The 24,198-nt window shown below is 60.8% G+C and carries 21 protein-coding genes and 1 pseudogene; 10 read left to right on the forward strand and 12 right to left on the reverse strand.

Translation table 11 applies throughout. The features are described from left to right. Nucleotides 1–95 precede the first annotated feature (95 nt). The 4 genes from ACSQ3G_RS26885 (at nucleotide 96) to ACSQ3G_RS26900 (ending at nucleotide 4,210) form a co-directional block, all read left to right on the forward strand. The gene (locus ACSQ3G_RS26885; RefSeq protein ID WP_436112422.1) at nucleotides 96–1,121 is read left to right on the forward strand and encodes an ABC transporter substrate-binding protein; all 1,026 of its coding nucleotides are present in this window, start codon (nucleotides 96–98) and stop codon (nucleotides 1,119–1,121) included. 32 nt (nucleotides 1,122–1,153) lie between these two features. Next, a complete protein-coding gene (locus ACSQ3G_RS26890) occupies nucleotides 1,154–2,035 on the forward strand; it encodes an ABC transporter permease (protein ID WP_436112423.1) in 882 nt (293 codons plus the stop codon). Further along, a complete protein-coding gene (locus tag ACSQ3G_RS26895; protein WP_046632400.1) occupies nucleotides 2,011–2,760 on the forward strand; it encodes an ABC transporter ATP-binding protein in 750 nt (249 codons plus the stop codon). Before ACSQ3G_RS26890 ends, ACSQ3G_RS26895 begins: the two co-directional genes overlap by 25 nt. A gap of 73 nt (nucleotides 2,761–2,833) precedes the next feature. Then, the gene (locus ACSQ3G_RS26900; protein WP_436112424.1) at nucleotides 2,834–4,210 is read left to right on the forward strand and encodes an LLM class flavin-dependent oxidoreductase; all 1,377 of its coding nucleotides are present in this window, start codon (nucleotides 2,834–2,836) and stop codon (nucleotides 4,208–4,210) included. Between the two features lie 98 nt (nucleotides 4,211–4,308). On the opposite strand, the gene ACSQ3G_RS26905 is transcribed toward ACSQ3G_RS26900, so the two are convergent. The 9 genes and pseudogenes from ACSQ3G_RS26905 to ACSQ3G_RS26945 all read right to left on the reverse strand — a co-directional run bounded on the left by ACSQ3G_RS26905 (nucleotide 4,309) and on the right by ACSQ3G_RS26945 (nucleotide 14,279). Beyond that, complete coding sequence (locus ACSQ3G_RS26905; RefSeq protein WP_436112425.1) at nucleotides 4,309–5,868, reverse strand: putative bifunctional diguanylate cyclase/phosphodiesterase; 1,560 nt, start codon at nucleotides 5,866–5,868, stop codon at nucleotides 4,309–4,311. 116 nt (nucleotides 5,869–5,984) lie between these two features. Next, on the reverse strand, nucleotides 5,985–6,857 hold the full coding sequence (locus ACSQ3G_RS26910) for an ATP-binding protein (RefSeq protein ID WP_436113199.1): 873 nt from the start codon (nucleotides 6,855–6,857) through the stop codon (nucleotides 5,985–5,987). A gap of 102 nt (nucleotides 6,858–6,959) precedes the next feature. Beyond that, a pseudogene (locus ACSQ3G_RS26915) lies at nucleotides 6,960–7,673 on the reverse strand (sensor histidine kinase); the annotation flags it as partial. Continuing rightward, complete coding sequence (locus tag ACSQ3G_RS26920; RefSeq protein WP_046669125.1) at nucleotides 7,660–9,180, reverse strand: ATPase domain-containing protein; 1,521 nt, start codon at nucleotides 9,178–9,180, stop codon at nucleotides 7,660–7,662. The gene ACSQ3G_RS26920 and the pseudogene ACSQ3G_RS26915, both read right to left, overlap by 14 nt. Nucleotides 9,181–9,300: 120 nt before the next feature. After that, nucleotides 9,301–10,365: a DUF2218 domain-containing protein gene (locus tag ACSQ3G_RS26925; RefSeq protein ID WP_436112426.1), complete on the reverse strand. Its 1,065-nt coding sequence runs from the start codon at nucleotides 10,363–10,365 to the stop codon at nucleotides 9,301–9,303. After that, a complete protein-coding gene (locus ACSQ3G_RS26930) occupies nucleotides 10,362–11,198 on the reverse strand; it encodes an ABC transporter ATP-binding protein (protein WP_436112427.1) in 837 nt (278 codons plus the stop codon). The genes ACSQ3G_RS26925 and ACSQ3G_RS26930 overlap by 4 nt, the downstream gene beginning before the upstream one ends. Next, a complete protein-coding gene (locus ACSQ3G_RS26935) occupies nucleotides 11,195–12,235 on the reverse strand; it encodes a FecCD family ABC transporter permease (RefSeq protein WP_436112428.1) in 1,041 nt (346 codons plus the stop codon). The genes ACSQ3G_RS26930 and ACSQ3G_RS26935 overlap by 4 nt, the downstream gene beginning before the upstream one ends. Beyond that, on the reverse strand, nucleotides 12,232–13,275 hold the full coding sequence (locus ACSQ3G_RS26940; protein WP_436112429.1) for a FecCD family ABC transporter permease: 1,044 nt from the start codon (nucleotides 13,273–13,275) through the stop codon (nucleotides 12,232–12,234). Before ACSQ3G_RS26940 ends, ACSQ3G_RS26935 begins: the two co-directional genes overlap by 4 nt. Beyond that, the gene (locus tag ACSQ3G_RS26945; RefSeq protein WP_436113200.1) at nucleotides 13,272–14,279 is read right to left on the reverse strand and encodes an iron-siderophore ABC transporter substrate-binding protein; all 1,008 of its coding nucleotides are present in this window, start codon (nucleotides 14,277–14,279) and stop codon (nucleotides 13,272–13,274) included. Before ACSQ3G_RS26945 ends, ACSQ3G_RS26940 begins: the two co-directional genes overlap by 4 nt. Nucleotides 14,280–14,596: 317 nt before the next feature. Here ACSQ3G_RS26945 and ACSQ3G_RS26950 point away from each other — a divergent pair, with 317 nt between their 5' ends. Then, a complete protein-coding gene (locus ACSQ3G_RS26950) occupies nucleotides 14,597–16,735 on the forward strand; it encodes a TonB-dependent siderophore receptor (protein ID WP_436113201.1) in 2,139 nt (712 codons plus the stop codon). 47 nt (nucleotides 16,736–16,782) lie between these two features. On the opposite strand, the gene ACSQ3G_RS26955 is transcribed toward ACSQ3G_RS26950, so the two are convergent. Together ACSQ3G_RS26955 and ACSQ3G_RS26960 are read right to left on the reverse strand one after the other, a co-directional pair. Beyond that, nucleotides 16,783–17,670 (reverse strand): helix-turn-helix domain-containing protein, encoded by an 888-nt coding sequence (locus tag ACSQ3G_RS26955; RefSeq protein ID WP_436112430.1) that lies wholly within the window; start codon nucleotides 17,668–17,670, stop codon nucleotides 16,783–16,785. A gap of 34 nt (nucleotides 17,671–17,704) precedes the next feature. Then, the gene (locus ACSQ3G_RS26960) at nucleotides 17,705–17,863 is read right to left on the reverse strand and encodes a hypothetical protein (protein ID WP_436112431.1); all 159 of its coding nucleotides are present in this window, start codon (nucleotides 17,861–17,863) and stop codon (nucleotides 17,705–17,707) included. 149 nt (nucleotides 17,864–18,012) lie between these two features. On the opposite strand from ACSQ3G_RS26960, the gene ACSQ3G_RS26965 reads away from it, so the two are divergent. Beyond that, on the forward strand, nucleotides 18,013–18,774 hold the full coding sequence (locus ACSQ3G_RS26965; RefSeq protein WP_436112432.1) for an SDR family oxidoreductase: 762 nt from the start codon (nucleotides 18,013–18,015) through the stop codon (nucleotides 18,772–18,774). A gap of 47 nt (nucleotides 18,775–18,821) precedes the next feature. On the opposite strand, the gene kdgR is transcribed toward ACSQ3G_RS26965, so the two are convergent. After that, nucleotides 18,822–19,616: a DNA-binding transcriptional regulator KdgR gene (kdgR, locus tag ACSQ3G_RS26970; RefSeq protein ID WP_046632374.1), complete on the reverse strand. Its 795-nt coding sequence runs from the start codon at nucleotides 19,614–19,616 to the stop codon at nucleotides 18,822–18,824. A gap of 192 nt (nucleotides 19,617–19,808) precedes the next feature. On the opposite strand from kdgR, the gene bglB reads away from it, so the two are divergent. The 4 genes from bglB to ACSQ3G_RS26990 all read left to right on the forward strand — a co-directional run bounded on the left by bglB (nucleotide 19,809) and on the right by ACSQ3G_RS26990 (nucleotide 24,192). Beyond that, the gene (gene bglB / locus ACSQ3G_RS26975) at nucleotides 19,809–20,927 is read left to right on the forward strand and encodes a beta-galactosidase BglB (protein WP_436112433.1); all 1,119 of its coding nucleotides are present in this window, start codon (nucleotides 19,809–19,811) and stop codon (nucleotides 20,925–20,927) included. A 117-nt stretch (nucleotides 20,928–21,044) separates the two neighbouring features. After that, nucleotides 21,045–22,328, forward strand: a complete 1,284-nt coding sequence (locus ACSQ3G_RS26980) for an ABC transporter substrate-binding protein (RefSeq protein ID WP_436112434.1) — start codon at nucleotides 21,045–21,047, stop codon at nucleotides 22,326–22,328. A gap of 72 nt (nucleotides 22,329–22,400) precedes the next feature. Further along, nucleotides 22,401–23,294: a carbohydrate ABC transporter permease gene (locus tag ACSQ3G_RS26985; RefSeq protein ID WP_037084987.1), complete on the forward strand. Its 894-nt coding sequence runs from the start codon at nucleotides 22,401–22,403 to the stop codon at nucleotides 23,292–23,294. A gap of 127 nt (nucleotides 23,295–23,421) precedes the next feature. Continuing rightward, the gene (locus ACSQ3G_RS26990) at nucleotides 23,422–24,192 is read left to right on the forward strand and encodes a carbohydrate ABC transporter permease (RefSeq protein WP_245289935.1); all 771 of its coding nucleotides are present in this window, start codon (nucleotides 23,422–23,424) and stop codon (nucleotides 24,190–24,192) included. Nucleotides 24,193–24,198 lie beyond the last annotated feature (6 nt).

The raw sequence follows: 24,198 nt of genomic DNA on the forward strand, positions 1-24,198 counted from the left end.
TTCTTAAATTAAATAGTCTATTTCTTTTATAGAAAATATCTCACCCTTCCGTGCATCGACTTTCGCGTCCTGCAACGACAAGGGGAAAATCAACGATGACATTGGTGAAAACAGTGAGAACCGTGCTGTTCGGCCTGCTGGCCTTCGGCACCATGGGCGGGGTGGTCGCGGCCCAGACGAACGCGCCCCTTCTTCCGAAAGTGCCGCCGGGGACGGTCCTGACGGTCGGGGATCCGGTGACGCAGAAGGCGCTGGAAGTCTCAGGTTTGATCAAGGAACTGTCGTTCGAAGTCAAATGGGCCAATATCAGTGGCGGCCCGCAGACCTCGGAAGCGTTCCGCGCCAAGGCGCTCGACGTCGGGTCGGTGGCCGAAATCCCTTCGATCTTCGCCAACTGGAACAACCTGCCGGTTCGCAACATCGCCTATCGCGAACGCCGCGACCCGATTGCCAATCCCATCTACCGTTTCGGCGTGGCGCCAGGCGCCGGCATCAAGACGCTGGCCGATTTCCGCGGCAAACGCATCGCATTCAGCCCCGGCCAGGCCCAGGGAGCCCTCGTACTTCGCGCACTCCACGCCGCAGGCCTCAAGAAAAGCGACGTCACGCTGGTCGAACTGCCAAGCACCGGCGACGTCTATCCGAAGGCGCTGGCCAGCAAACAGGTCGATGTCGCACCGCTCGGGGGCGTCTATATAAGGCGCTACATCGCCCAGTACGGCTCCGATGGCGCCACGCTCGTGCAACACGGGCTGCGCGATGATCCAGGCCATCTCTATGCACCGCAATGGGTGCTGGACGATCCGGCAAAGGCGGCGGCTCTCGCCGAATATGTCGGGCTTTGGGCACGTGCGACCGAGTGGGTGAACAAGAACCCGGAAACCTGGATCAAGACATATTACGTCGGCCAGCAGGGCCTGAGCCAGGATGACGGCGAATATCTCGTCAAGCTGACCGGAGAGCAGGTTGTTTCCGGAGGCTGGAGCGAGGTCAAAAAGCGCCACCAGGAGACGATTAACCTGCTGGCGGCGGAGCTCGGCTACAAGCCCTTCGACGTCGAAAAGATCTTCGACAACCGGTTCGAAAAGACCGCCTCCGCCGCCTTGGCGAAGAGCCAGTAATCCCCCGCATCATCCAAGAGGAGATCTAAAGCATGGCAACCATTTGGGATGCTGATGAGGCGAAATCATCCCGGGCGTCCAGCCGTGAAAGTGCATATACCGTTCCAGCCGTGGCGAGACCCGCCACGTCCCGGAGCCGCCGGAGACTGGGACCGGGACCGGCGATACCCTTCGGGCTGCAGATCGGGCCTGCATTGCTGGTGCTGCTCTGGGTGGCAGGCTCGGCGCTCGGGTGGATCGACCCGCGCATACTCTCTGCGCCGTGGACGGTCATCGAGGCCTTTGGAAGGCTCATCGAACAGGGGCGGCTGCAGGACAATTTTGTGACGTCGGCGACACGCGCCCTGCTTGGGCTCAGCATCGGCCTCGTCATCGGCACGATCCTCGCCGTCACCGCCGGCCTTTCGCGGATCGGCGAGGCGCTGATCGACGGCCCTGTCCAGATCAAGCGCGCCATCCCGACGCTGGCTCTGATCCCCCTGCTGATCCTGTGGTTCGGCATCGGCGAAGGCATGAAGGTCACGACGATCGCCCTGGCCGTGATCATACCCATCTACATCCACACCCATAATGCCCTGCGCAGCATCGACAGCCGCTATGTCGAGCTGGCCGAAACCCTGCGCATGAGCCAGAAGGACTTCATCTTCCAGGTAGTGCTGCCCGGCGCGTTGCCCGGCTTTCTCCTGGGCCTGCGGTTTGCCGTCACTCTCTGCTGGGTTTCCCTTGTCGTGGTCGAGCAGATCAACGCCACCAGCGGGCTCGGCTACATGATCGAACTCGCCCGCAACTATGGGCAAACCGATGTCATTCTCGTCGGCCTGGTCGTCTACGTGATGCTCGGCCTCGTCTCGGACGGTCTCGTCCGCCTGCTCGAACGGAGGGTCCTCTCATGGCGCCGCACTCTAGCCAACTGAAGTCCGCATCCAGAACCGTGCATGTCCGCAACCTCATGCGCCGGTTCGCCACCAAGACGATCCTGGATCGCGTCGATCTCGATATCGCCGAAGGGGAATTCGTTGCCCTGCTCGGCAGGAGCGGTTCCGGGAAAAGCACTTTCCTCAAGGCGCTCGCCGGCCTCGATCACGATGTCGAGGGAACCGGGACGCTGGAAACACCGGACAATCTCTCGGTGGTTTTCCAGGATGCCCGTCTTCTGCCCTGGCGCACGGTGATCCAGAACGTCACGCTCGGTCTGCCGGGGGCTGCCGGGCAGGAGGCCGGCAGAAAGGCATTGGCCGAGGTAGGGCTCGAGGGGCGCGAGGCGGCCTGGCCAAACCAGCTCTCGGGCGGCGAGCAGCAGAGGGTCGCCCTTGCACGCTCGCTGGTCCGCCAGCCGTCCCTGCTTCTGGCCGACGAGCCGTTCGGCGCCCTCGACGCACTGACGCGGCTGAAGATGCACGACCTGCTGCGGGAATTGTGCGCAAGGCATCGGCCTGCCGTGCTGCTCGTCACCCACGATGTCGACGAGGCAATCTCGCTCGCCGACCGGATACTGGTTCTCGACGAGGGTCATCTGATCGAGGACCTGCGGATCGATCTGCCGACGCCTCGTGATCATGGCGATCCGCGCTTTGCAAAAATCCGCACCCAGCTTTTGAGCCGGCTCGGGGTGGAAACTCCCGGACGGCGCGCCGCCTGAAATCCAACGGAACTTGTCATCGTGACCAGCAAGATTCAGTTCAATCTCAACGCCTCGAACGGGGGACACGTCAATGAGTAATGAGAAGAGACAAATGCGGCTTGGGGCCTTCATCATGGCGACCGGCCATCATGTGGCGGCCTGGCGCCATCCGGCTTCGCAGGCCGACGCTGGCCTGAATATCGATCACTACCGCGAGCTGGCGCAGACGGCGGAACGGGGCAAGTTCGATCTGGTCTTCGTGGCCGACAGCCCGGCCGGCTGGGAGCGCGCCAAGGATCCGGAGGCGCTTCGCCGTTCCTCGCAGGGCGCCCATTTCGAACCCGTGACCCTGTGGGCCGCCCTGTCGCAGGCCACCAGCCATATCGGCTTCGTCGCCACCGCATCCACCACCTATGAAGACCCCTATCTTCTGGCGCGCAAATTCGCCTCGCTCGACTATATCTCCAAGGGTCGGGCGGCCTGGAATGTGGTGACGACGGGCGCGGACGTTTCCAAGAACTTCTCCATCCCGGGCCATCCCGCCCATGCCGACCGCTACGCGCGCGCCGAGGAATTCGTCGATCTGGTGAAAGGGCTGTGGGATAGCTACGAGGACGATGCCTTCATCCGCGACAAGGAAAGCGGCGTCTATCTCGACCCGGACAAGGTGCATCTGGTCGACCACAAGGGCCAGTTCTTCTCGGTCACCGGTCCGCTCAATGTCGGCCGTCCCGTGCAGGGCTATCCCGTCATCGTCCAGGCCGGCGCATCGGAACCCGGCCGAGAACTGGCCGCCCGAACCGCCGAGATGATCTTCACCGCCAACCAGACGCTCGAGGATGCCCAGGAATTTTATTCCGACGTCAAGGGACGGCTTGCCCGCTATGGACGCAGCCAGGACGACCTGTTGATCAGTCCCGGCATATTCCCCGTTCTCGGGGGCACCGAAAGGCAAGCACAGGAGAACTACGACTATATCCAGTCGCTCGTTCATCCCTCCATCGCGTGGAACATCCTTGCCCGCCACTACAAGGGCGTCGATCTTTCCGGTTATTCGCTGGACGATCCCGCTCCGCCTCTGCCGCAGGATACGGAACTCAACAAGAGCCGCCTTAAGCTGGTCACCGATCTGGTATCGCGAAACAATCTGACGCTGCGCCAGTTCTATCTGGCCGTTGCGACCGCCCGCGGCCATCGCACGGTGATCGGCACGCCGGAGCAGATTGCCGACGCGATGCAGCAATGGTTCGAGAATGGCGCTGCCGACGCCTTCAATATCATGCCGCCGATCCTGCCCGCCGGATTGACGGATTTCGTCGATCAGGTCGTGCCGATCCTGCGCAAGCGTGGCCTTTTCCGGCATGAATATGAAGGAACGACCCTGCGGGAGAACCTCGGTCTCAAGCGCCCGCAGAACGGATTCGTGCTTCGGTCGCAGCTTGAGCCGGAGGCACGGGCAGCCGTATAGTTCCCGCGCCACATTAAATCCCTGGGCCCTGAAGATGGCGACACCGCCAATGCTTCTCGGCCAGGGCCTTTCGTTGGTCTCTTCTAGACAGGCTTCGCTCAGGCGCTCAGTGCCCGCTTGCGGTCGTTGACGAAGCCGATTACCTCCGATTGCGGCATTGCCTTGCCGAAGATATAGCCCTGGCCGATATCGCAGCCCTGGCCAAGGAAATAGGCGAGCTGGGCATTCTCCTCGATCCCTTCGACGGTGGTCTTGAGGTTGAGACTGCGGCTTAGGCCAAGCACGGCGTCGATGATTTTGGCGTTCTTGTCGTTATGGGTGAAGCTCGACACAAAACTCTTGTCGATCTTGATCTTGTCGAACTTGAAGCGCGCCAACTGCGCCAGGCTTGAATATCCGGTTCCGAAATCGTCGAGCGCCACCTGGATGCCGGCGGCGTGGAACTGCTCGATCGTCGCGGCGGCAAGGTCCGGGTCGTCGATCAGAGCGTTTTCGGTAATCTCGATTTCCAGCCTGGACGACTGCAGGCCGGTCTGCTGCAGGATGTGGAGAACACGGCTTGCGAGCAGCCTGTCTTCCATCTGGACAGGCGAGACGTTGAACGAGAGCGACAATGTTCCCGGCCAAAGCTGCGCGTCGCGGCAGGCTTTCGACAGAAGCTGCTCGAAGAGCGTGGTAATCAGGCCGGTCTCTTCGGCCACGGCAATGAAGTGTTGCGGTGAGACGAACACGCCGTCCTTGTTCCACCGGGCAAGCGCTTCGAAACCGCAGATTTCACCTGTCCTGAGATTGATCAGCGGCTGGTAGAACGGGTCGATCCTGCCCTCGTCGATGGCGCGGCGAAGGTCGCCTTCGAGCTTGGCCCGCTCAGAGACTTTCTCCTGCATCTCGGGCTGGAACAGAGAATATTGATTGTGACCCCGGCTCTTCGCCTCGTACAGCGCGACGTCCGACCGGTGGCAGACTTCCTCAAGCGAGCCACCATGGTCCGGCAGGCGCGCATAACCGACACTCGCGCCGACCTCCGTCAGCAGGGTACCGATGCGGACCGGCCGGGAAACCGAATGGATGAGCAGCTGCGCGAAGAGCTCCTCCTTTTCCGGCGAGAGATTGCGAGCCACGGCGACGAACTCGTCGCCGCCGAAACGGAAGACGCATTCGTATTCAGCCAATGCGCAGATGCGCCGCGACACCTCCTTCAACAGGATATCGCCTCCCTGATGGCCAAGAAGGTCATTGACCTTCTTGAAGCCGTCAAGATCTATCGAAAACACCGTTGCGGTCTGCGGCCCAATATCCTCACCCGTATCCTGAAGCTTTTCATCCGGGTGCGAAAGGACGAACCTGTCGAAGGCATAGCGGTTGGGAAGTTTCGTCAGATGATCGTGCGTGGCGATATGGTCAGCCGCATCGAAGGCCTTTCGGCGGCTCATCATTTCATTGCGCATATCGAGAATGCGCAGCACCGAATAGGCAAAGCTCGCAAGACCGGCAACGATCAGTACGATGATGATGAGGTGGGCTTTTCCCGCACTGATCGACTGAACCAGCCTCAGCAGCAGATCGTCATAGGCTATACAACCAACGAGCAACAGCATCGCGACTGCTGCCACCTCCGCCAGCTGTCTGCCAGCCTTGCTTTCCAGAAAATCCTTCATTTACCCCTCCAACCCGGCGATCCTAGGATAAAATAATTAAAGGATTTGTTATTCAGAGTTGTGTGAGAGCGCTTTACAGCCGAAACGACGGCCGAAAAAATACGGGTCCGGCGGCATCAATTGAGGTCGTGCCGAGCAATTGCACCTCTGAGCGCCTCTGACAGTTCGGCCAGTTGATAGGGCTTGCGCAGGATCTTGATGCCTTGCGACTCTGCCGCCTGCTTGGCGGCTTCGGAGTATCCGCTTGTCAACAGGATCGGCAGGTCCATGCGGCGCGATCGGATTTCCTTTGCCAGTTCCACGCCGTTCATTCCTCCGGGCATCATGATGTCCGAGAAGACCAAGTCGATCCGCCGCCCGTTTGCCAGAGCGCCTAGAGCGGCGGCGGCTGTTGCAGCCCGCAAGACCTGAAAACCGAGATCTTCCAGCATCTCGCTGACAAGAGCCGCGACTTCGTCGTCGTCTTCAACCAGCAGAACGCTGCCTGCCGACGCCGGACGGCGGCGCGCGACGTGCAGATCGACCAAGTGGTGCTGGTCCGGGCCTGGTTCCTTCGAGGAACGGGGCAACATGAGGGTTATTTTCGTCCCTCGCCCGACCTCGCTATCGATCTCTATCCTGCCGCCGGATTGCTGGACGAAACCATGTACCTGCGCAAGGCCAAGGCCAGACCCCTTGCCGATATCCTTCGTGGTAAAGAACGGCTCGAACACACGCGCCTGCACCTCGCGGGTCATTCCGGAGCCGTTGTCGCTGACGGAAATGCGGACGAAGTCTTTCGTGGAGCCGCTTTGATCCAGGAGCGGAACATTTTCCGCGCGGATTTCGATCGTGCCCCCTCTCGGCATCGCGTCGCGGGCGTTGACCGCAAGATTGAGAACAACAAGTTCCAGCTCGCTTGCGTCAACCTCGATCGGCCACAGGTCGGGCGAGAACTCGAGCGTGACATGGACATCGCCCCTCAGGCTGCGGTCGAGCAGTTCGCGCATCCCACCGATCTGGCGAGCCAGATCGATCGTCTGCGGTTGCAGTTCCTGACGCCGGGAAAAGGCCAGAAGCTGGCGTGTCAGGCCCGATCCGCGTTCGGCGGCCTGACGCATCCCGTCCATCAACCGTTTGCGCCGGGCGGGGTCCGTCTGGCGGTCGAGCATTTCCAGTCCTCCCGAAATGACCATCAGCAGATTGTTGAAATCGTGAGCGACGCCCCCGGTCAACTGACCGATCGCTTCGATCTTTTGAGCCTGTCGGAGCTTCTCCTCAACATGCGCACGCACCGTCATCTGGTCGCGCAGGGCCTCGTTGGCGGCCTTGAGCTCCTGGGTACGCAAAACGACCTGCTTCTCCAGTTCCTGCGCGGCCTGCTCGCGCTCCGCCAGGAGCCCACGCAACTCCAACTGCCGGGCTCTCGCGCGAAGCGCCGATTGTATCGTGCTGACGAGGGTCTGGGCATGGACCGGCCGTTCCAGGAGAGCCACGTTGCGCAAAGAGTTGATCAGTCTTTGCCGCCACGCCTCGATGCCGGTCTGCTCCTGACGGCTGGTCAGCAGGATGAAGGGAAGATCCGACCACGGCGGCTGGTCCGCAACCCATTTGAACAGGACGCCTGCGTCTTTTCCAAACAGGGCTTCTTCAGCAATAAACGCGGCTGCGGAACCGGCCTGCAGCGCTGCCACAAGGCTGTGAAGATCGCCGCAGGTCTTTGCCGCGATGCCGCTCCGGCTGAGCAAGCCGACTGAGGCGGCCGCATCTCTGCCGACCGGAGCAAAGACAATAACCGGTTCCAGTTGGTCTTCACCTTGCGCCATTATTTCCGTCTGCTGAACTCGTTACAGGAGCGGCTGAAAAGTACGGCGAGCCGGCTAGCACGCCGGTGAACTCGAGCGTCGGCGGCCCGAGTTTGATGCCATTGTCGGACAGCCTGAACTCGCGCACGCTGTGCTCGTGCCTGCCGCTTCGCTTTTTCACGACGGATATCGCTCGGCGCACGGTGCCCTGCACTTCGAAATACCGCAGCATGATGACGGAATCGCTGAGATAGCTCAGGTCGAGCGGAGCCTCGAGCGGGCCTACGAGCCCATGCTGGGCAAGCACCAGGATGGTCAGCACGCCACGCTGGCCAAGGTAGGTCAGCAATTCGTGCATCTGCAGGACCAGAAAACGCTCGTCCGGCATCGCATTCATATAGCCGTTCAAACTGTCGATGACGACGACACGCGCGCCGTCGACCTCCACGCTTTTCTGGACGTTGGCGGTGAACTCCCCCGGGGAAAGTTCCGCAGGATCGATCTGCTGCAACCGGATCAACCCGCTGTCCAGGTGGGTTTGGAGATCGAAACCCAAATTCTTGGCTCTGGCCTGCAGCGTTCCACGCCCCTCGTCGAAGGCATAAATGACGGCGTGTTCGCCGCGGTTCGCCGCCGCCAAGGCATAGGTCAGGGCAAGTGACGATTTTCCCACCCCGGCGGCACCCAGGAACAGCACGTTCGTACCCCGCTCGAGCCCGCCGCCCAGCATGTCGTCGATTTCCTTGTTCCCACTGGAGGTGAACTCGTCGTCGAAGGCCTGATGATGATCCGCTGCGATGAGGCGGGGGAAAATGTGGAGACCACCCTTCTCGATCGTAAAATCATGGTAGCCGCCGCGAAACTTGATGCCGCGCATCTTGACGACCCGCATGCGGCGCCGTTCTGCGCCGAAGTCGATGGCAAGCTGCTCCAGCAGCACGACCCCATGGGAAATAGAATGGAGTTGCAGGTCATTCTGTTGAGACGACAGATCATCAAGAAGAATGACGGTGCACTGCCGGCTGGCGAAGAAGTGCTTCAGCGCCAGGACCTGGCGCCGGTAACGCAGCGGGCTGTGAGCGAGGAGGCGCAATTCAGAAAGGCTGTCGACGACCACGCGCCTTGGGTTGAGTTCAGAGACGCGATCGAGAATGAGCTTCGTGGTCTCGTTGAGCTCCATTTCCGCCGGATGGAAGACCGTCAGTTCACGGTCGGGATCGAGCGTGGTTTCCGGAGGGACGAGTTCGAATACCTCGATGCCTTTGAGCGACCAACCGTGACGGGAGGCGACGAGCTGCAGCTCGCGTTCCGTCTCGGAAAGGGTGATGTAAAGCACCTGCTCTCCCTGGCGGACACCTTCGAGCAGAAATTGCAGGGCGATCGTGGTCTTGCCCGTGCCAGGCCGGCCCTCGTAGAGATAAAGCCGGTTTTCATCGAGGCCCCCGTCGAGGATCGTATCGAGACCGGGCACGCCGCTCGAGATACGTGGAGGGTCGATAAACTCCGCCTCTTCGAACCGTTCTGCCATGTTCAACCTTTGCAGTGGAAACCCTTGAAGAAGATCATATAGATTGCGGCGGACAAGCCTCAAGAGGCCACCGACGGTATGCCGGACGGCTTGCGAAAGGCTCGCCCGCCCAACAAAGCATCAGGCGGAATGTTGTTCCCAGTACCAGGCCACATACATCATCTTTTTGTCGTGCCTGCGGCTTTTCAGGAAGGCGCGGATGGCGCGCACGTCCTCCTTTTCGCAGGCGACCCAGACGAAGGTATCGTCCTTGATGGAGGCGACCGCTTTCTTGGCTTCCTCGGCGAGGATGCCTTTCGCTCCGGCCGGATAGCTCCGCCGATGCAGCCAGCGGACATCCAATGAACCGGCCGACGGAAGCGGCTGTTCCTCCGCCTGGTCCAGCACTTCGATGATAGCCTGCATCCGGGTGCCCGGCGCCACTTCGGCCGCGATCCGGGCGATCGCGGGAAGTGCACTTTCGTCGCCGACCAGAAGAATGGACTGTGCTGCCGGCAGACTGCCGCCGCCAGGGCCGAGAAGCGCTACCTTTTCTCCAGGCTGCACGTCACGGGCGAAGTCGGCTCCCGGCGTGGCGAGAGGGGACGATGGATGTTGCAGGAAGTCGATCGACAATTCGCGGCGTTCGATATCGACGGCGCGGATCGTGTATATGCGAACCAGAATCTCGTCTTCTCCCTCGGGCCAGGCGACGCGGCCGTCTTGGCGGATCCCCGGCCATACCGGCGGCCTGCCCTTCGGGGGAACCAGAAGGCGAACGTGCATGTCGCCGCCGACGAACGGCGCGACATCGGCGCAGGCAAACTTCACTCGCCGCATGTGAGGGGTCACATCCTCCGCCGAAACGACCGTCACCTCGTGGATATTCGGCAGCACCGCGAGGGACGAATGCTCCGACCACGTCAATTCAAACGGATCCTCTCCTGCAAAGTAGAACAGGTGCTCCGCAATCATCGTCTGATTCAGCTGCAACGCCGCTTGCGACTCGCATGCCAGTTCGATCAGGAGCTTGCTGCCTGCCAGCCGGATGCTCGTCGTGCTGTTCTTGCTCTTCAGCAGGGCGTGGCCCTTGCTCCGCTGCACGTCGGCATGCTCGATGAAATGCTCGCAGATTTCGTCGAGCATGCGTTCGGCATCCCTTGGCAGTGCGACGCCGGACAATTTGAGCGGATGAACTGCATTCATGACCGATTCTCCTTTAAATCCTGCCCCTCCGCCATCCGATGACGACCGATCGGCAACATGATCGGCCGGCCCGATGTCGGGTCGGTAATGACGCGGCTGTCGAGCCCGAAGACTTGCCGCACGTTCTCTTCCGTCAGCACGTCCTCGGGACTGCCTGCGACATGCACACGTCCCTCGGCTATCGCGACGAGGTAGTCCGCGTAGCGCGCCGCCAGATTGAGGTCGTGCAACACCATCACGACGGTGGTTCCCCGCGCGTGGTTGAGATCGGTCAGCAGATCGAGAACTTCGACCTGGTGATTGATGTCGAGAAATGTCGTCGGCTCGTCCAGGAGCAGAACATCCGTCTGTTGCGCCAGAGCCATGGCGATCCAGACGCGCTGGCGCTGCCCGCCCGAAAGCTCGTCCACCGGGCGTTCGGCAAGCTCGACGGTCTTGGTCGCCGCGAGCGCGCTCTCGACGGCTTCGTCGTCCTTGCGGGTCCAGCGCGAAAACAGGCTTTGATGCGGATGCCGTCCGCGGCTGACGAGGTCTGCAACGGTGATTCCCTCCGGCGCGATCGGCGATTGAGGAAGCAGACCCAATGTTCGAGCCAACTCCCGGGACGGGATGCGGTGGATCGATTTGCCGTCCAGCAGAACATGCCCCTGGCTGGGCGAGATGAGCCGTGACATGGTGCGCAACAGCGTGGACTTGCCGCAGGCATTGGCGCCGACGACTGCGGTAATCCTGCCGGGCGGGATGGCAAGATCGAGCCCATGCAGAATTTCGGCATGGTCATATCCGGCCGAAAGCCCGCTGGCGGTAAGAGAGTGAGTGGAGCGAACGGTCATAGCGAGCCCCCTATCCGGTTGGCGCGCACAATCTGGTAGATCAGATAGGGCGCGCCCAGTGCTCCGGTCACCACGCCCACCGGATAACGGCCCGGCAGAAGGAATTGACCGACATAATCGCCGCCCAGCACAAGTATCGCTCCGATCAACGCCGCCGGTATCAGCAACGATCCGTTGCGTCCGACAACCTTGGAGGCGATCGGCCCTGACAGGAAAGCCACAAAGGCAATCGGCCCCGTCACCGCCGTTGCGGACGCAATCATGCCGACGGCCGCAACGATCACCAGCATGCGGGTGCTTGCCACCTTGACCCCCAGGGCCGCAGCCATGTCGTCACCCAGGCGAGGCGCCTCCAGGTCGCGTGCCCGGCCGAGCAGCAGCCCGCCGAACGTCGCCAGCGCCAGAAGAAGCGGAAGCGCCTGGCCGAGCTGCGCGCCGTTGACGCTGCCGGTCAGCCAGCGCATGGCCTCCTGCAGGTTCCAGGCAGGAGCGCTGGAGAGGATATAGGCGACCACGCTTTCCAGCATGGCCGAGATACCGATGCCGACAAGGATGAGCCGCGTTCCCGCCACTCCGCTGCGGAATGACAGGGCGTAGACCAGCAGCGCCACGCCGAGGCCTGCGCCAACCGCGAGGACCGAAACGATCGGACCGTTCAAGGACAGGACGACGATGGCGAACACGGCCGCAGCACTTGCGCCCGACGTGATCCCGATGATATCCGGGCTGGCAAGGGGGTTGCGCAGCATGAGCTGGAACGTGACGCCGCCGAGCCCAAAGGCCAGTCCGGCGAGAACGGAAAGGACCGAGCGCGGCAGCCGCAGCTTGCCGACCGTAAAGGTGGCGCCTGCGACATCTTCCCCGAGCAAGACGCGCATGACGTCACCGGGCGGCGTGAAGGACTGGCCGAACGACAAGGTCACCGCAAAGAGGGCGACCATGATAGCCAGCAGAATGGCGGTCACGAGACCGTGCCGGCGCGCCCGGCGGCGGCGATTTTCAGCGATGAGATCAATGGTTGGGGAAAGCACTGTCACAGTTCTCGAACCCGCTGCCGCCTGACGATCCAGATGAAGAACGGCGCCCCGACGAGGGCCGTGATGATTCCGACCTCGATCTCGGCCGGCCTGGTGACGATACGGCCGACGACATCCGCCGCCAGCAGCAAGCAAGCGCCGCCAAGCGCGGAAAACGGCAGCAACCACCGGTGATCGATCCCGACCAGCAGACGGCAGGCATGCGGCACGACCAATCCAAGAAAGCCGATTGGCCCGCAAACCGCCGTTGTCGCCCCGCACAGCAAGATGGCGCCGAATGCGGCGACGGCGCGGGCCACGGCGACACGCTCTCCGAGCCCTGCCGCGACATCGTCGCCCAAAGCCAGCGAGTTCAGCTTTCGCGCCGACAGAAGGCTGACCACGAAACCGACGGCAAGAAACGGCAGCACCGGGCCAATGCGCTCAAAGGTCGCTCCGCTCACCCCGCCGATCTGCCAGGAGCGGATACCGCCCGCGATATCGGCGCGCGGCAGCACCACGGCGATCACCATCGAGGAGAAGGCAACCGACGTTGCGGCTCCGGCCAGCGCCAGCTTCAACGGGGTTGCTCCACCACGCCCGAGCGATCCTATCGTATAAACGAAAACTGCCGAACATCCCGCTCCGAGGATCGCGGCCCAGATATAGGCGTGCGCAGAGGACATATCGAACAGGGCGACGCCGGTCACGACGGCCAGCGACGCACCCATATTGACGCCGAGAATGCCCGGATCGGCGAGAGGATTGCGGGTCACGCCCTGCATGATCGCCCCGGCAAGTCCGAGCGCGGCTCCGGCAAGTACGGCAAGTACCGTCCTCGGGATACGCACGCTCACCGCCGTCTGGCCGATGCTGTCGATCTGCCCCGCGAGCGCCGCCACGACATCGCTCCAGGCCACTTCGCGGGTGCCGACCGTTACAGAGAGCGCACAGAGGGCGGAAAGGGCCACAACCAATCCGGCCAGCCAAAGGCCGCGGGTCCGGTTCGAGCGTCGAGAGACGAGCGGCCGAGAGAACGAACGTATGCTGCCGGCCGTCATTTGGACTTTCTGGCCGCTTCCGCAAGCAGATCCACATAGTCCTTCAAGACCCATGAGATCGAAAGCGGTGTCGGATTTGCCGCGGTGCCGATCGGATTGCGGCCCAGCATGACGAGAGCGCCCTTGTCCACGGCCGGCATTCTGGACATCAAGGGGTTGGCCGCCAGCGCATCGAGCAGTTTCTGGTTTCCATAGGTGACGACGATATCGACGTCGTCGAAGACATCGATACGCTCGGCGCTGACAGAGCCTGCGAATTTCCCGGACTTCGAAGCCTCGACGACGCTTTTCGGGGATCTCAGACCAAGATCCTCGAAGAACCTCACCCGGGTATCGTTCGTCGTATAGAAGTTGACGGTGCTCAGGTCAGTCGCATCGAGATGAGTAATGAACATCGCGGATTTACCCCGGAGTTCAGGATGCCTGCCAACCACCTTGGCGATGTCCGCTTCGATCCTGGCGATCAACGCGTCGCCTTGCGGGCCCATGCCCATCCCGGCGCTGTTCAAGCGGATCATGTCACGCCAGTCGGTCGACCAGGGCGCTTCGGGATAGGCGACGACCGGGGCGATCTGGCTCAGCGTGTCGTAATCCGATTGGCTCAAGCCGGAATAGGAGGCCAGGATCACATCGGGCCTGGTAGCGGCGACCGCCTCGAAATCGATGCCGTCCCCTTCGTCGAAAAGCACCGGCTTGGCGGCATGGAGCGCTGCCAGCCTCTCAGCGACCCAAGGCAATACCCCATCGCCGTCGTCGTCGCCGAAATTGGCCCTGGCAAAGCCGACGGGCACGACACCGAGCGCCAGCGGTACTTCATGGTTCGCCCAGGCGACGGTCGCTACCCGCGCAGGCTTTTGGGGAATGATCGTCGTGCCGAACGCATGCTTGATGGTGACGGGATAGGCCGTTCCTTCGGCCGCCCGGGCGCCTGGCCCGGCAATGCCGAACGCAACAATCCAAATGCATATCGCCGCCATTTTCACGGCCGAACGCAATAACCGCAGCATCGTCAAACTCCGCAGACTTTAAGTGGACTTCCACTTTCAGGTTAAGGCAGCCCCGTCAACCACCCTCAAGGCCTGCACCGACAAGACCACTGAGATTTCCGTGGGATCCTACAAAGCGCGGAGAATTTACAATACTGGACAAACATGCTCAAGTTAATAGCCGTCTCGGGGCATGTCAGACCAAGCCATTGCGGCCGCGTGACCGGGAGGAAATCCCTCGCGGGCGGGTTGCGAGGATGTCATTCGGGATGGTTCCCCCAGACCTGGCATCAGTCTCGGCGATCTCTCGTCGAATCAACTTCTGGAACGTGAATATGGACAACAAAAGAACAGGCGCTCGCTCGAGACCGGCCCTTATCCGCTATCGGAATGCGGCCCTTCTGGCTTGCACGGCGCTTGTCGCCTTCACGCCGACCGTCGTGCTTGGCCAGGAAAATTTAAACGCCGATACGACACTCGCACCGATCGTCATTCAGGGCAGCGGCGCCGGCCTCGACACCGACAACGATTCGAAGTCGATCGTCGCGACAAAGACGACCGGGGGCGGCAAGATGGTGACTGATATTCTGGATACGCCCGCCTCCGTCTCCGTCATCACATCCAAGGAAATCCAAGAGCGTGGTGCAAGCAGCGTCGAAGAGGTCTTGCAATACACGGCAGGTGTCACTGCCGACTTCTATGGCTCCGACGACCGTTTCGACTATTTCAAGATCCGCGGCTTCGACGCCTACATGTACCGTGATGGCCTACTCATCGGCCGGCCGTTCGGGGGACTTCGGGAGGAAGCCTACGCCTTTGAGCGCGTCGAAGTCCTCAAAGGCGCCAATTCCACTGGCTTTGGCGTCTCCGACCCCGGCGGTTCGGTGAATTTTGTCACCAAACGGCCGAAGAGCGAGCGTTTCGGCGAAGCCTACGTCACCGGCGGCTCCTTCGGCCACGCCGAAACGGGCTTCGATTTCGGTGACAACATTACCGAGGACGACACGTTGTCTTATCGCCTGACCGGCAAATTCAAACGAGCCGAGGAAGAATACGACTATTCTCAGGACGACGAAAACTTCATTATGGGTGGACTGACCTGGCGCCCGAGTGGCGACACCAGCCTGTCCGTCGTTTATGATCATCTGGACCGCCAGGGAATACCCGGTAGCGGCGGGCACCCTGTGGGCTCGAATTTCGACCGAAGCCTGTTCCTGGGCGAACCGGACTACAATTATCGCGATGTGAACCGCAATACGCTCAGCGTCATGTTCGACCATGACTTCGGCTCCGGCCTGACGTTCAACTCGAGCGCGCGATACAGCAACACCAGGAGTAATTTCGGCTATGCTTACGTAGCGGCAGCACCGGCGGCTGGCACGACAATCGTGGACCGAGACTTCTTCGCAAACGACTCGACGTCCGAAAACTTCGTTATCGACGCCCACCTGCAATATGACGCCAGCTTTGAGAATGTGGACAGTCGCAGCCTGTTTGGCGTCGAATATAACAACTATCAGGGCACAACCAACAACTACTACGGCGATGCACCGGACATCGATTATACAAATCCGGTCTATACCGGGCGACCTGCCTCAGTCCCACTCTATCAGAGCCTGGTCAACGACCAGAAGACCAAGGCAATCTATTTTCAACAAGAGCTAACCTTCTGGGAAAAACTGACCGCGACAGTAGGACTGCGAAACGACTGGCTTGATCTCGAACAGACGAACAACCTTGCTGTTGCTCCAACCAATCCCCTCACCCGGGCCGATGTCAGCGAGTTTACGAAACGGGCGGCGCTCAGCTACAAGGTAACTGACGAGATCGCCACCTATATAAGCTATGCCGAGTCGGCGGTCCCGGCCACGATTGGTCTGGAGCCTGAGCGTGGCGAACAGTGGGAGGTTGGCGTAAAATATCGGCCATCCGAGATTCCAGCGTTATTCAGCATCGCGGTCTACGATCTGACCAAGGAAAACATCACACTCAACATCGGCGCCCCGCCCGTGGCAACGCCGGTTGGCAAGGTCAAGTCGCGCGGGGTGGACTTCGAAGCCAAGGCCGAGGTGACGGACAACCTCAGCCTGACCGCCGCCTATTCCTATATTGATACCGAGATCGTCGAAAACGCGGGTGCCAACGAAGGCAACCGTCTTGCCATGGTGCCGGAACACACCGCTTCAGCCTGGGTCAACTACACGCTGGAGGGGAATGGGCCACGCGGCGACATGACGTTTGGGCTCGGCGCGCGCTACATGAGTTCGTATTTCGTCAACAACGCCAACACGGTGAAGTCGGACCCGAACGTCGTTTTCGATGCGGCATTCACCTACAAGATCCAGGAAAACACGACGTTCCAGCTCAACGTCAGCAATCTGTTCGACGAAAAGCACGTGGCCAATGGTGGTTTCGGCGCCGACTGGTACAATCCCGGCCGCGCAATCTATGCAACGCTGCGCCAGACCTGGTAGCGACCCGTCACGCCCGGAAACCACACCGGGCATGACAATTTCCTGGCTTAGTGAGTTTGCCGCATCCGGCGCCAGGCGGCAGGCGTATCGCCGGCAATCTGCCTGAACGCCTTGGTCAAATGGGCCTGGTCGGTGAAGCCCAGCTGGGCCGCTATCTCCGCGACGGCCAGATCGCTTTCGACGAGCAGCCTTTTCGCCAGGTCGATGCGCCTGGCGAGTTGCCATTGCAGCGGCGTTTTACCGGTGGTCTGTTTGAATACATTGGCAAACCAGCTTTCCGAAAGGCCGACGGTTGAAGCCATTTCGGCAACCGTCAGGCGGCAGTCGCTCAAGCCGTCGATGCGTGACACCAGCTTGTTCATCTGTGCCTGGGTCAACCTGCCATTGGCTTTTTCGGTTTCATGGTCGGGTATGTCGAGAAGACCGGCAACGATGCTGCCCACGAGGCTTTCGCCATAAACCGCATGCTTTGACGGACTGGATATCTCGTCGACCAGCAAACCCGCCAGCGTCTCGATGGCACCGACATCCTGAAGCTCCACCGGCCGGCGCACGGCGGCCAGTGCGGCGGAGGCCCCAACCGAGGGCGACAGGAACCGGAGCAACCGATCCCTGTGCATATGCAGGTTGAGGTGGGAAAAGCGGTGCTTGGTTTCGCTGCTGGTCCACATGGGAACGCCGGCGGGAACATAAACGGCGCGGGTCATCGGACGGGAGTGCTGCGAACCGTCTCGGTTCGACACGCGAATTCGAGACGATACGTCGTTGAAGAAAATCATGATGCGCGGGTCGTCCGCCAAATAATAGCCCGTGGCGCCAGACTGGCTTTCCGCTTCCCAGAAGACACTGACCAAGCCGTCGAAACGACGCCACTTGGCCGGCGCGACAACCCTTATCCCCTCCGTATGCCAAGCCATGGAATGCCAAAAACTCAACGCCGGAATCCTTCACCATCTGCCATTGGAAACATCATACCCGCCACCAAGGCGTCGCGACCAGCTTGCTCGGGCAGCCTAATATGACAATCGGCGTCAGGTATATAAAGGCTCCGGGCAGATAGTAAAGGTCCGCATCGCAAAGCACGCTGCCCGCCACGGCGGCACCTTCCGTCTTGACAAAGGATATCATCCGGCCTCCACCTCGCCCGGTTATAGGGGATAGACCTTCACGATCGTGGTCAGCCGGCATCGCCGCGATCTGATCCAGCGTCTTGATCCCCGTCACGATTGTCTTATGGATGCCCTTCCCGGTATTCAGGCCATGCGGGAGAAATTTCGATGAACGTCCAACATCCACTTTTCGATCTGAGCGGTCGCCATGCCGTCCTCACCGGTTCGAGCCGGGGCCTCGGTCTTGCCATGGCACGCGGACTCGCGTCCGCCGGAGCTCGGGTCACGCTGAACGGGCGCGACGAGGCGACGCTTTCCGCAGCGGTGAACCAGTTGAAGACGGAGGGGTACGAGGCCTCCGGGCTGGTCTGCGACATCACCAAAGCCGACGAGACCGAGGCCGCGTTCGCCGGCCTCGACGGGGTCGATATCCTCGTCAACAATGCCGGCATTCAGATCCGCGCGCCGTTCCTCGAGCAGAGCGCCGAAACCTGGCGTCGGATGTTCGACACCCACGTGATGGGCGCGGTGCTTCCCTCGCAAGCGGTTCTGCCTGGGATGATCGAGCGCGGTGGCGGCAAGATCATCAACATCTGCTCGCTGATGAGCGAGGTCGGCCGCAAGACCGTTGTGCCCTACACGACAATGAAAGGCGCGCTGAAGATGCTGACCCGCGGCATGGCGACGGAGCTGGCCCGCCACAACATTCAGGTCAATGGCATCGGCCCGGGCTATTTCGCGACCGAGATGAACCGCGCGCTGATGGAGGATCCGGTATTCGACGCCTTCGTGAAGAACCGCACGCCCGCCGCTCGCTGGGGCCGGCCGGAGGAACTTTCCGGTGCGGCGATCTTTCTGGCCTCTCCGGCATCGGATTTCGTCAACGGCCAGGTGCTCTATGTCGATGGTGGCATCCTGGCGGCTCTTTGAGCCGCTTCGCTTTCGCAATGTCCGGTCGGCGTTGAAGCCGCCAGGCGTTAGTTCTTTGCGGGCTGGTAGCCGAGCCCGGCGGAAGCGGTGAGCCCTGCCGTGCGCAGGAGATCGACATATTCGGATTTCCGGCTTTCATCGAAGCGGAACATCGGAAAGGAAATCGACAGCGCAGCAATCGGTTTTCCGAGGTAATTGAAGATCGGCGCCGCCATGCATCGCACGCCCGCCTCGCTCTCTTCCACCTCTTCGGCAAAACCACGGCTGCGGGCCATCTGCAACTGGGCAAACAATTCCTGCGGATCGGTGATGGTGCGCGGCGCGAGCTTCGTCAGCTCCATCTTGTTGATCCGCTCCCGGATCTCGTCGTCGTCCCGCCATGCAAGAAGCGCCTTCCCAAGCGACGTGCTGTGCAGCGGATTACGCAGACCGAGCGTCGATTTCATCGAGAGACTGTAGGCGGAATCGTATTTGTGAATGTAGACGACCTTCTGGTCGCGATCATCGAGAATGCCCAGATTGACGGACTCGCCGGTCACCCTGGAAAGCTTTCCCATCGCCTGGTCCGCCACACGCAGCAGATCCGTCTGCTCGGTCAGCGAGCGCGCGCCGAGGCTGAACAGTTTCAGCGTCAGTCCGTATTTTTCCGTCTCCGCATCCTGCTCCACGTAGCCGAGTTCAACCATGGTCTGCAGCAGCCGATGCGCCGTGGTCTTCGACGTCATGGCTCGTTGAGCGAGATCGGCCAGGCTCACCTTCTTTCCCTCGACCAACGCCTCCATCACGGCGAAGACCTTGAGAACGGCGGCGACATTTTCGGTTTTTGGGCTCAGTTCTGACATAGCATGTTCTATTTTTTTCGAAATCTCATTCTGGAATTTGCAGAAACCTGTGTCAAGATAAAGGATGGGCGTGGGTAGACCCACGCCTCAGCGGAAGAATGCACAAAAAAACACAGTTGAAAAGCCGCAAGGAGTGTGATTTCCTAAAATCCGGAATAGCGTTCCGAATATTTTTTTTGGGAGGACGGCGGCATGCATCCGCTGCTGCGGCAAAAGCAACACCTGATTGAGCGCGGTGACGTGTGCGGTCTCATCGATCGGCTGATCGACAACCTTGTCCATATCGAGGATCGCACCGGTGAATTCCTCCTGCGCCTCGACGACGGCCGGGTTATCGATACCAAAGGCTGGGCGGGCTGGGAATGGACCCATGGCGTCGCGCTTTTCGGCCTTCTCAAATATTGGCAGCTGACCGGCAATCAGAAGGTGATGGACATCATCGTCGACTGGTTCGAAGCCCGGCTCGCTGAAGGTACCCCCACAAAGAACATCAACACGGTCGCACCGTTCCTGACGCTTGCCCATCTCTATGAACTTACGGGGGATCCTCGGTGGCGGCCCTACCTGGAAACATGGGCCGAATGGGTGATGCACGAGATGCCGCGGACCCGCGAAGGTGGGCTCCAGCATATCGTCTATAACAGCGTCAACGATCAGCAGATGTGGGACGACACGCTGATGATGAGCGTGCTGCCGCTTGCCAAGATCGGCCTCGTGCTCAAACGGCCGGAGTTCGTGGAAGAGGCAAAATACCAGTTCCTCGTCCACGCCCAATATCTCTGCGACACGCAGACCGGCCTCTGGTTCCACGGCTGGACGTTCGACGACAATCATAATTTTGCCCGTGCCAGATGGGCACGCGGCAATAGCTGGATCACGATCGCCATTCCGGAATTCATCGAACTCCTGGACCTTGCCGAAAACGATCCCCTCCGGCGCCATCTCGTGTCCCTGCTCGGCCGGCAGGCCGCGGCGCTGAGACTCCACCAGCACCCATCGGGCCTGTGGCACACGCTGATCGATGATAGGTCGAGCTACCTGGAAGCCTCGGCGACCGCCGGCTTCGCCTATGGTTTGATGAAGGGCGTACGCAAGCGGTATCTGGGCATCGAGTATCTGGAAACCGCCGAGCGAGCCATGAAAGGCGTGATCGACAACATCAGCCCCGAGGGAGAGCTCCAGCAGGTCTCTTTCGGCACGGCGATGGGCGGCGACCTCGATTTCTACCGGCAGATCAAGCTGACATCCATGCCTTACGGGCAGGCGATGGCGATGCTCTGCCTGACCGAGCTTTTGCGCAGCTTCATCTAGCAAGCTGCGCCGAGGAAAGAATGGGCGTGTCCGGCAGGAGGAGCCGGCATGCAACAAGCCATGAACAACCGCATCCGGCGCCCATGAGGCGCTTCGGGTCAGAAGGAGGAGGACGAAATGACCAAACTGACGAGACGAGCATTGTTGGGCACCATGGGAGCGGCTGCAGCCGCTTGCGCACTTCCGGCCATGCCGGCGTTTGCTGCCGATCGCTCGATCCGGCACTATTGGTGGGGCAATCCGGAGCGCGACAAGCGCACCTTTGCCGTCATCGACACATTCCAGAAGAAAAACGCCGGCATCGCAGTTTCCGGCGAAACGATCGGTTGGGGCGACTACTGGACCAAAATGGCGACCCAGACCGCCGGCCGGAACATGGCCGACCTCGTGCAGATGGACTACCGGTTCCTGTTCGAATACGTCAATCGCGGGGCGCTGAAGCCCCTCGACGAATTCGTCGGCAAGAGCCTGATGATCGCCGACTTCGACAAGGGACCTCTTGATGGCGGCAAGGTCGATGGAAAGCTTTATGCTCTCAACATCGGCTCGAACAGCCAGGTCATGGTCCACAACAAGCGCGCCTTCCAGGAAGCGGGCATCGATGCAGACCTGATCAACTGGACCTGGGACGACTTTGCCAAGGCATGCGAAAAGATTACCGCCAAGTCCGGCGGCAAGATGAAGGGGTCGGACGATCTGTCCCTGATGATCGAGACCTTCGAATCCTGGGTTCGCCAGAACGGTCGGGAATTCTACAGCCCCGACGGCAAGGTCACGGCGACAGCCGGCGACGTCACCAGCTGGTGGCAGATGTGGGCCGATCTGCGCAAGGCCGGGGTTGTTCGCGACAAGAACAAGACCGTCATTCTCGATCCGCCGATTGCCGAGTCGGGCATTGCCGTCGGCGACACCGCCATGTCCCACTACTGGTCCAATCAGCTGGTCGGCATCCAGGCTGTGGCGAAAGACAAGATCGGCGCCGCCATGGTGCCCCACAAGGCGGGCGGCAAGCCTGGCCAGTTCATCAAGCCCTCGATGTTCCTGTCCCTCAGCCGCGACGCCAAGGATACCGGGGCCGCAATTGCCTATATGAATGCCTGGGTCAACGATCCTGATATTACCGGTATTCTCGGCCTCGAGCGCGGCATTCCTTGCTCGCCGAAAATCCGCGCAGCGCTGGCCCCGAAGCTCACGGAAGTCGAGAAGCTCTCCGTCGACTATTTCACGGCGATTCAGAGCAAGGTCGGCCCGCTGCCGGTGCCCGCCCCCAAGGGAGCTGGAGAGGTACGAGACGCCTTCATGCGTATCGGCACCGATGTCGTGCTTGGCAAGGTTGAAGTCGCGAAAGCCGCCAGCACCTTCATCGAGGATGCCCAGGCAATCATCGAGCGCGCCCAGTAATCGGCGCGGGAATATCAAGGCCCCGGCGGCGCCTGCCGCCGGGGCCTCTCTTCCGACAATAAGGTCGTTTCGATGAAACGTTTTTTTGCCCGCAATGCACCGGCCTATGTGTTTCTTCTTCCATGGCTGATCGGATTTTTCCTGCTGGCGCTTGGGCCAATCCTTGCGTCGCTTTATCTTTCCTTCACCCGCTATGACATGGTGAGCGCACCCCGATGGATCGGCTGGGGCAATTACGAATACATGTTCACGCGGGACCGGCGCTTCTGGAAAGCGCTGGAAGTGACGTTTACCTATGTTGCACTGGCTGTGCCCGCGCGCCTGATCATGGCTCTCGGTGTCGCCATGCTGCTCGACAAGGGCCTGCGCACGATCGGCCTTTACCGAGCCATCTTCTACCTGCCGTCCCTGCTGGGCGCGTCCATTGCCATCGCCATCCTGTGGCGCCAGCTTTTCGCTGCCGACGGCGTCGTCAATCAGGTTCTGGCGATGGTGGGAATTCAAGGAGCCTCGTGGATCACCGATCCCGATACCTCGCTTTATACGCTGGTGGTGCTGGCCATGTGGCAGTTCGGTTCGCCGATGCTGATCTTCCTGGCGGGCCTGCGCGGCATACCGCGCGATCTTTACGAGGCGGCGGAAATCGACGGGACGCCCGGCTGGCGGCAATTTACCCGCATCACCTTGCCGCTTCTTGCCCCGGTGATCTTCTTCAATCTGGTGCTGCAGACGATCGATTCCTTCAAGACCTTTTCCAGCGCCTTCATCATCTCCAACGGCACCGGCGCTCCGGCGGACAGCCTGCTGTTTTATACGGTCTACCTGTTCAACGAAGCCTTCAAATTCTTCCGCATGGGTTATGCATCGGCGCTTGCCTGGTTCCTGTTGGTCATCATAGCGACCTTCACCGCGATCGCTTTCTTCACTTCCAAATATTGGGTGCACTATGAAAACGAGCGCGACTGATCTGGAGCTCGCCATCCAGATGGACGAGGCCGCGCGCGTGGCTCACGAGCTGCGGCTGAAGCGCGACAGACAAAACCGCAACGGCCGGATCCTGAAGCATATCTTCCTGATCACCGTGTCGTGCGTCATGCTCTATCCGCTGTTCTGGCTGCTCGCGTCCTCCTTCAAGCCGGAAAACGAGATCTTCGGCAGCCTGACGCTCTGGCCTTCCGAGTTTCGGTTCGAGAACTATACCAAGGGCTGGTACGCCCTGCCGATCTCCTTCACCGTCTTTTATGTGAATTCGGCGATCGTCACGGGCCTGTCGGTGATCGGAAACCTGGTTTCCTGCTCGTTCGCGGCCTATGCCTTTGCGCGATTGAGTTTCACCGGGCGCAGCTTCTTCTTCGCGCTGATGATGATGACCCTGATGATCCCCTATCATGTGGTCCTCATCCCTCAATATGTTCAGTTCCTGAACCTCGGCTGGGTCGACACATACCTGCCCCTGGTGGTGCCGCGTTTCCTCGCCTCCGATGCCTTCTTCATCTTCCTGATGGTGCAGTTCTTTCGGCAATTGCCGCGCGAACTGGATGAAGCGGCGATGATCGACGGCTGCTCGCCCTTCAAGATCTATTGGGCAATCATATTGCCGCTTTCGCTGCCGGCCATGGGCACGGCCGCGATCTTTTCGCTGATCTGGGTTTGGGAGGATTTCCTCGCCCCGCTCATCTACCTCAACGACATCAAGAGCTACACCGTGCCCCTGGCGCTTCGCCTCTTCCTCGATCAGGAGGGCCAGTCCGCCTACGGCCAGATGTTCGCGATGTCGGTTCTTTCACTGGTCCCGGTCGTCATCTTCTTCGTCCTGTTCCAGAAACTCATCGTGCGCGGCATCGCCACCTCCGGAATGAAATAGGGAACA

The organism is Neorhizobium tomejilense, assembly GCF_964254135.1.
Classification (GTDB): Bacteria; Pseudomonadota; Alphaproteobacteria; order Rhizobiales; family Rhizobiaceae; genus Neorhizobium; species Neorhizobium tomejilense.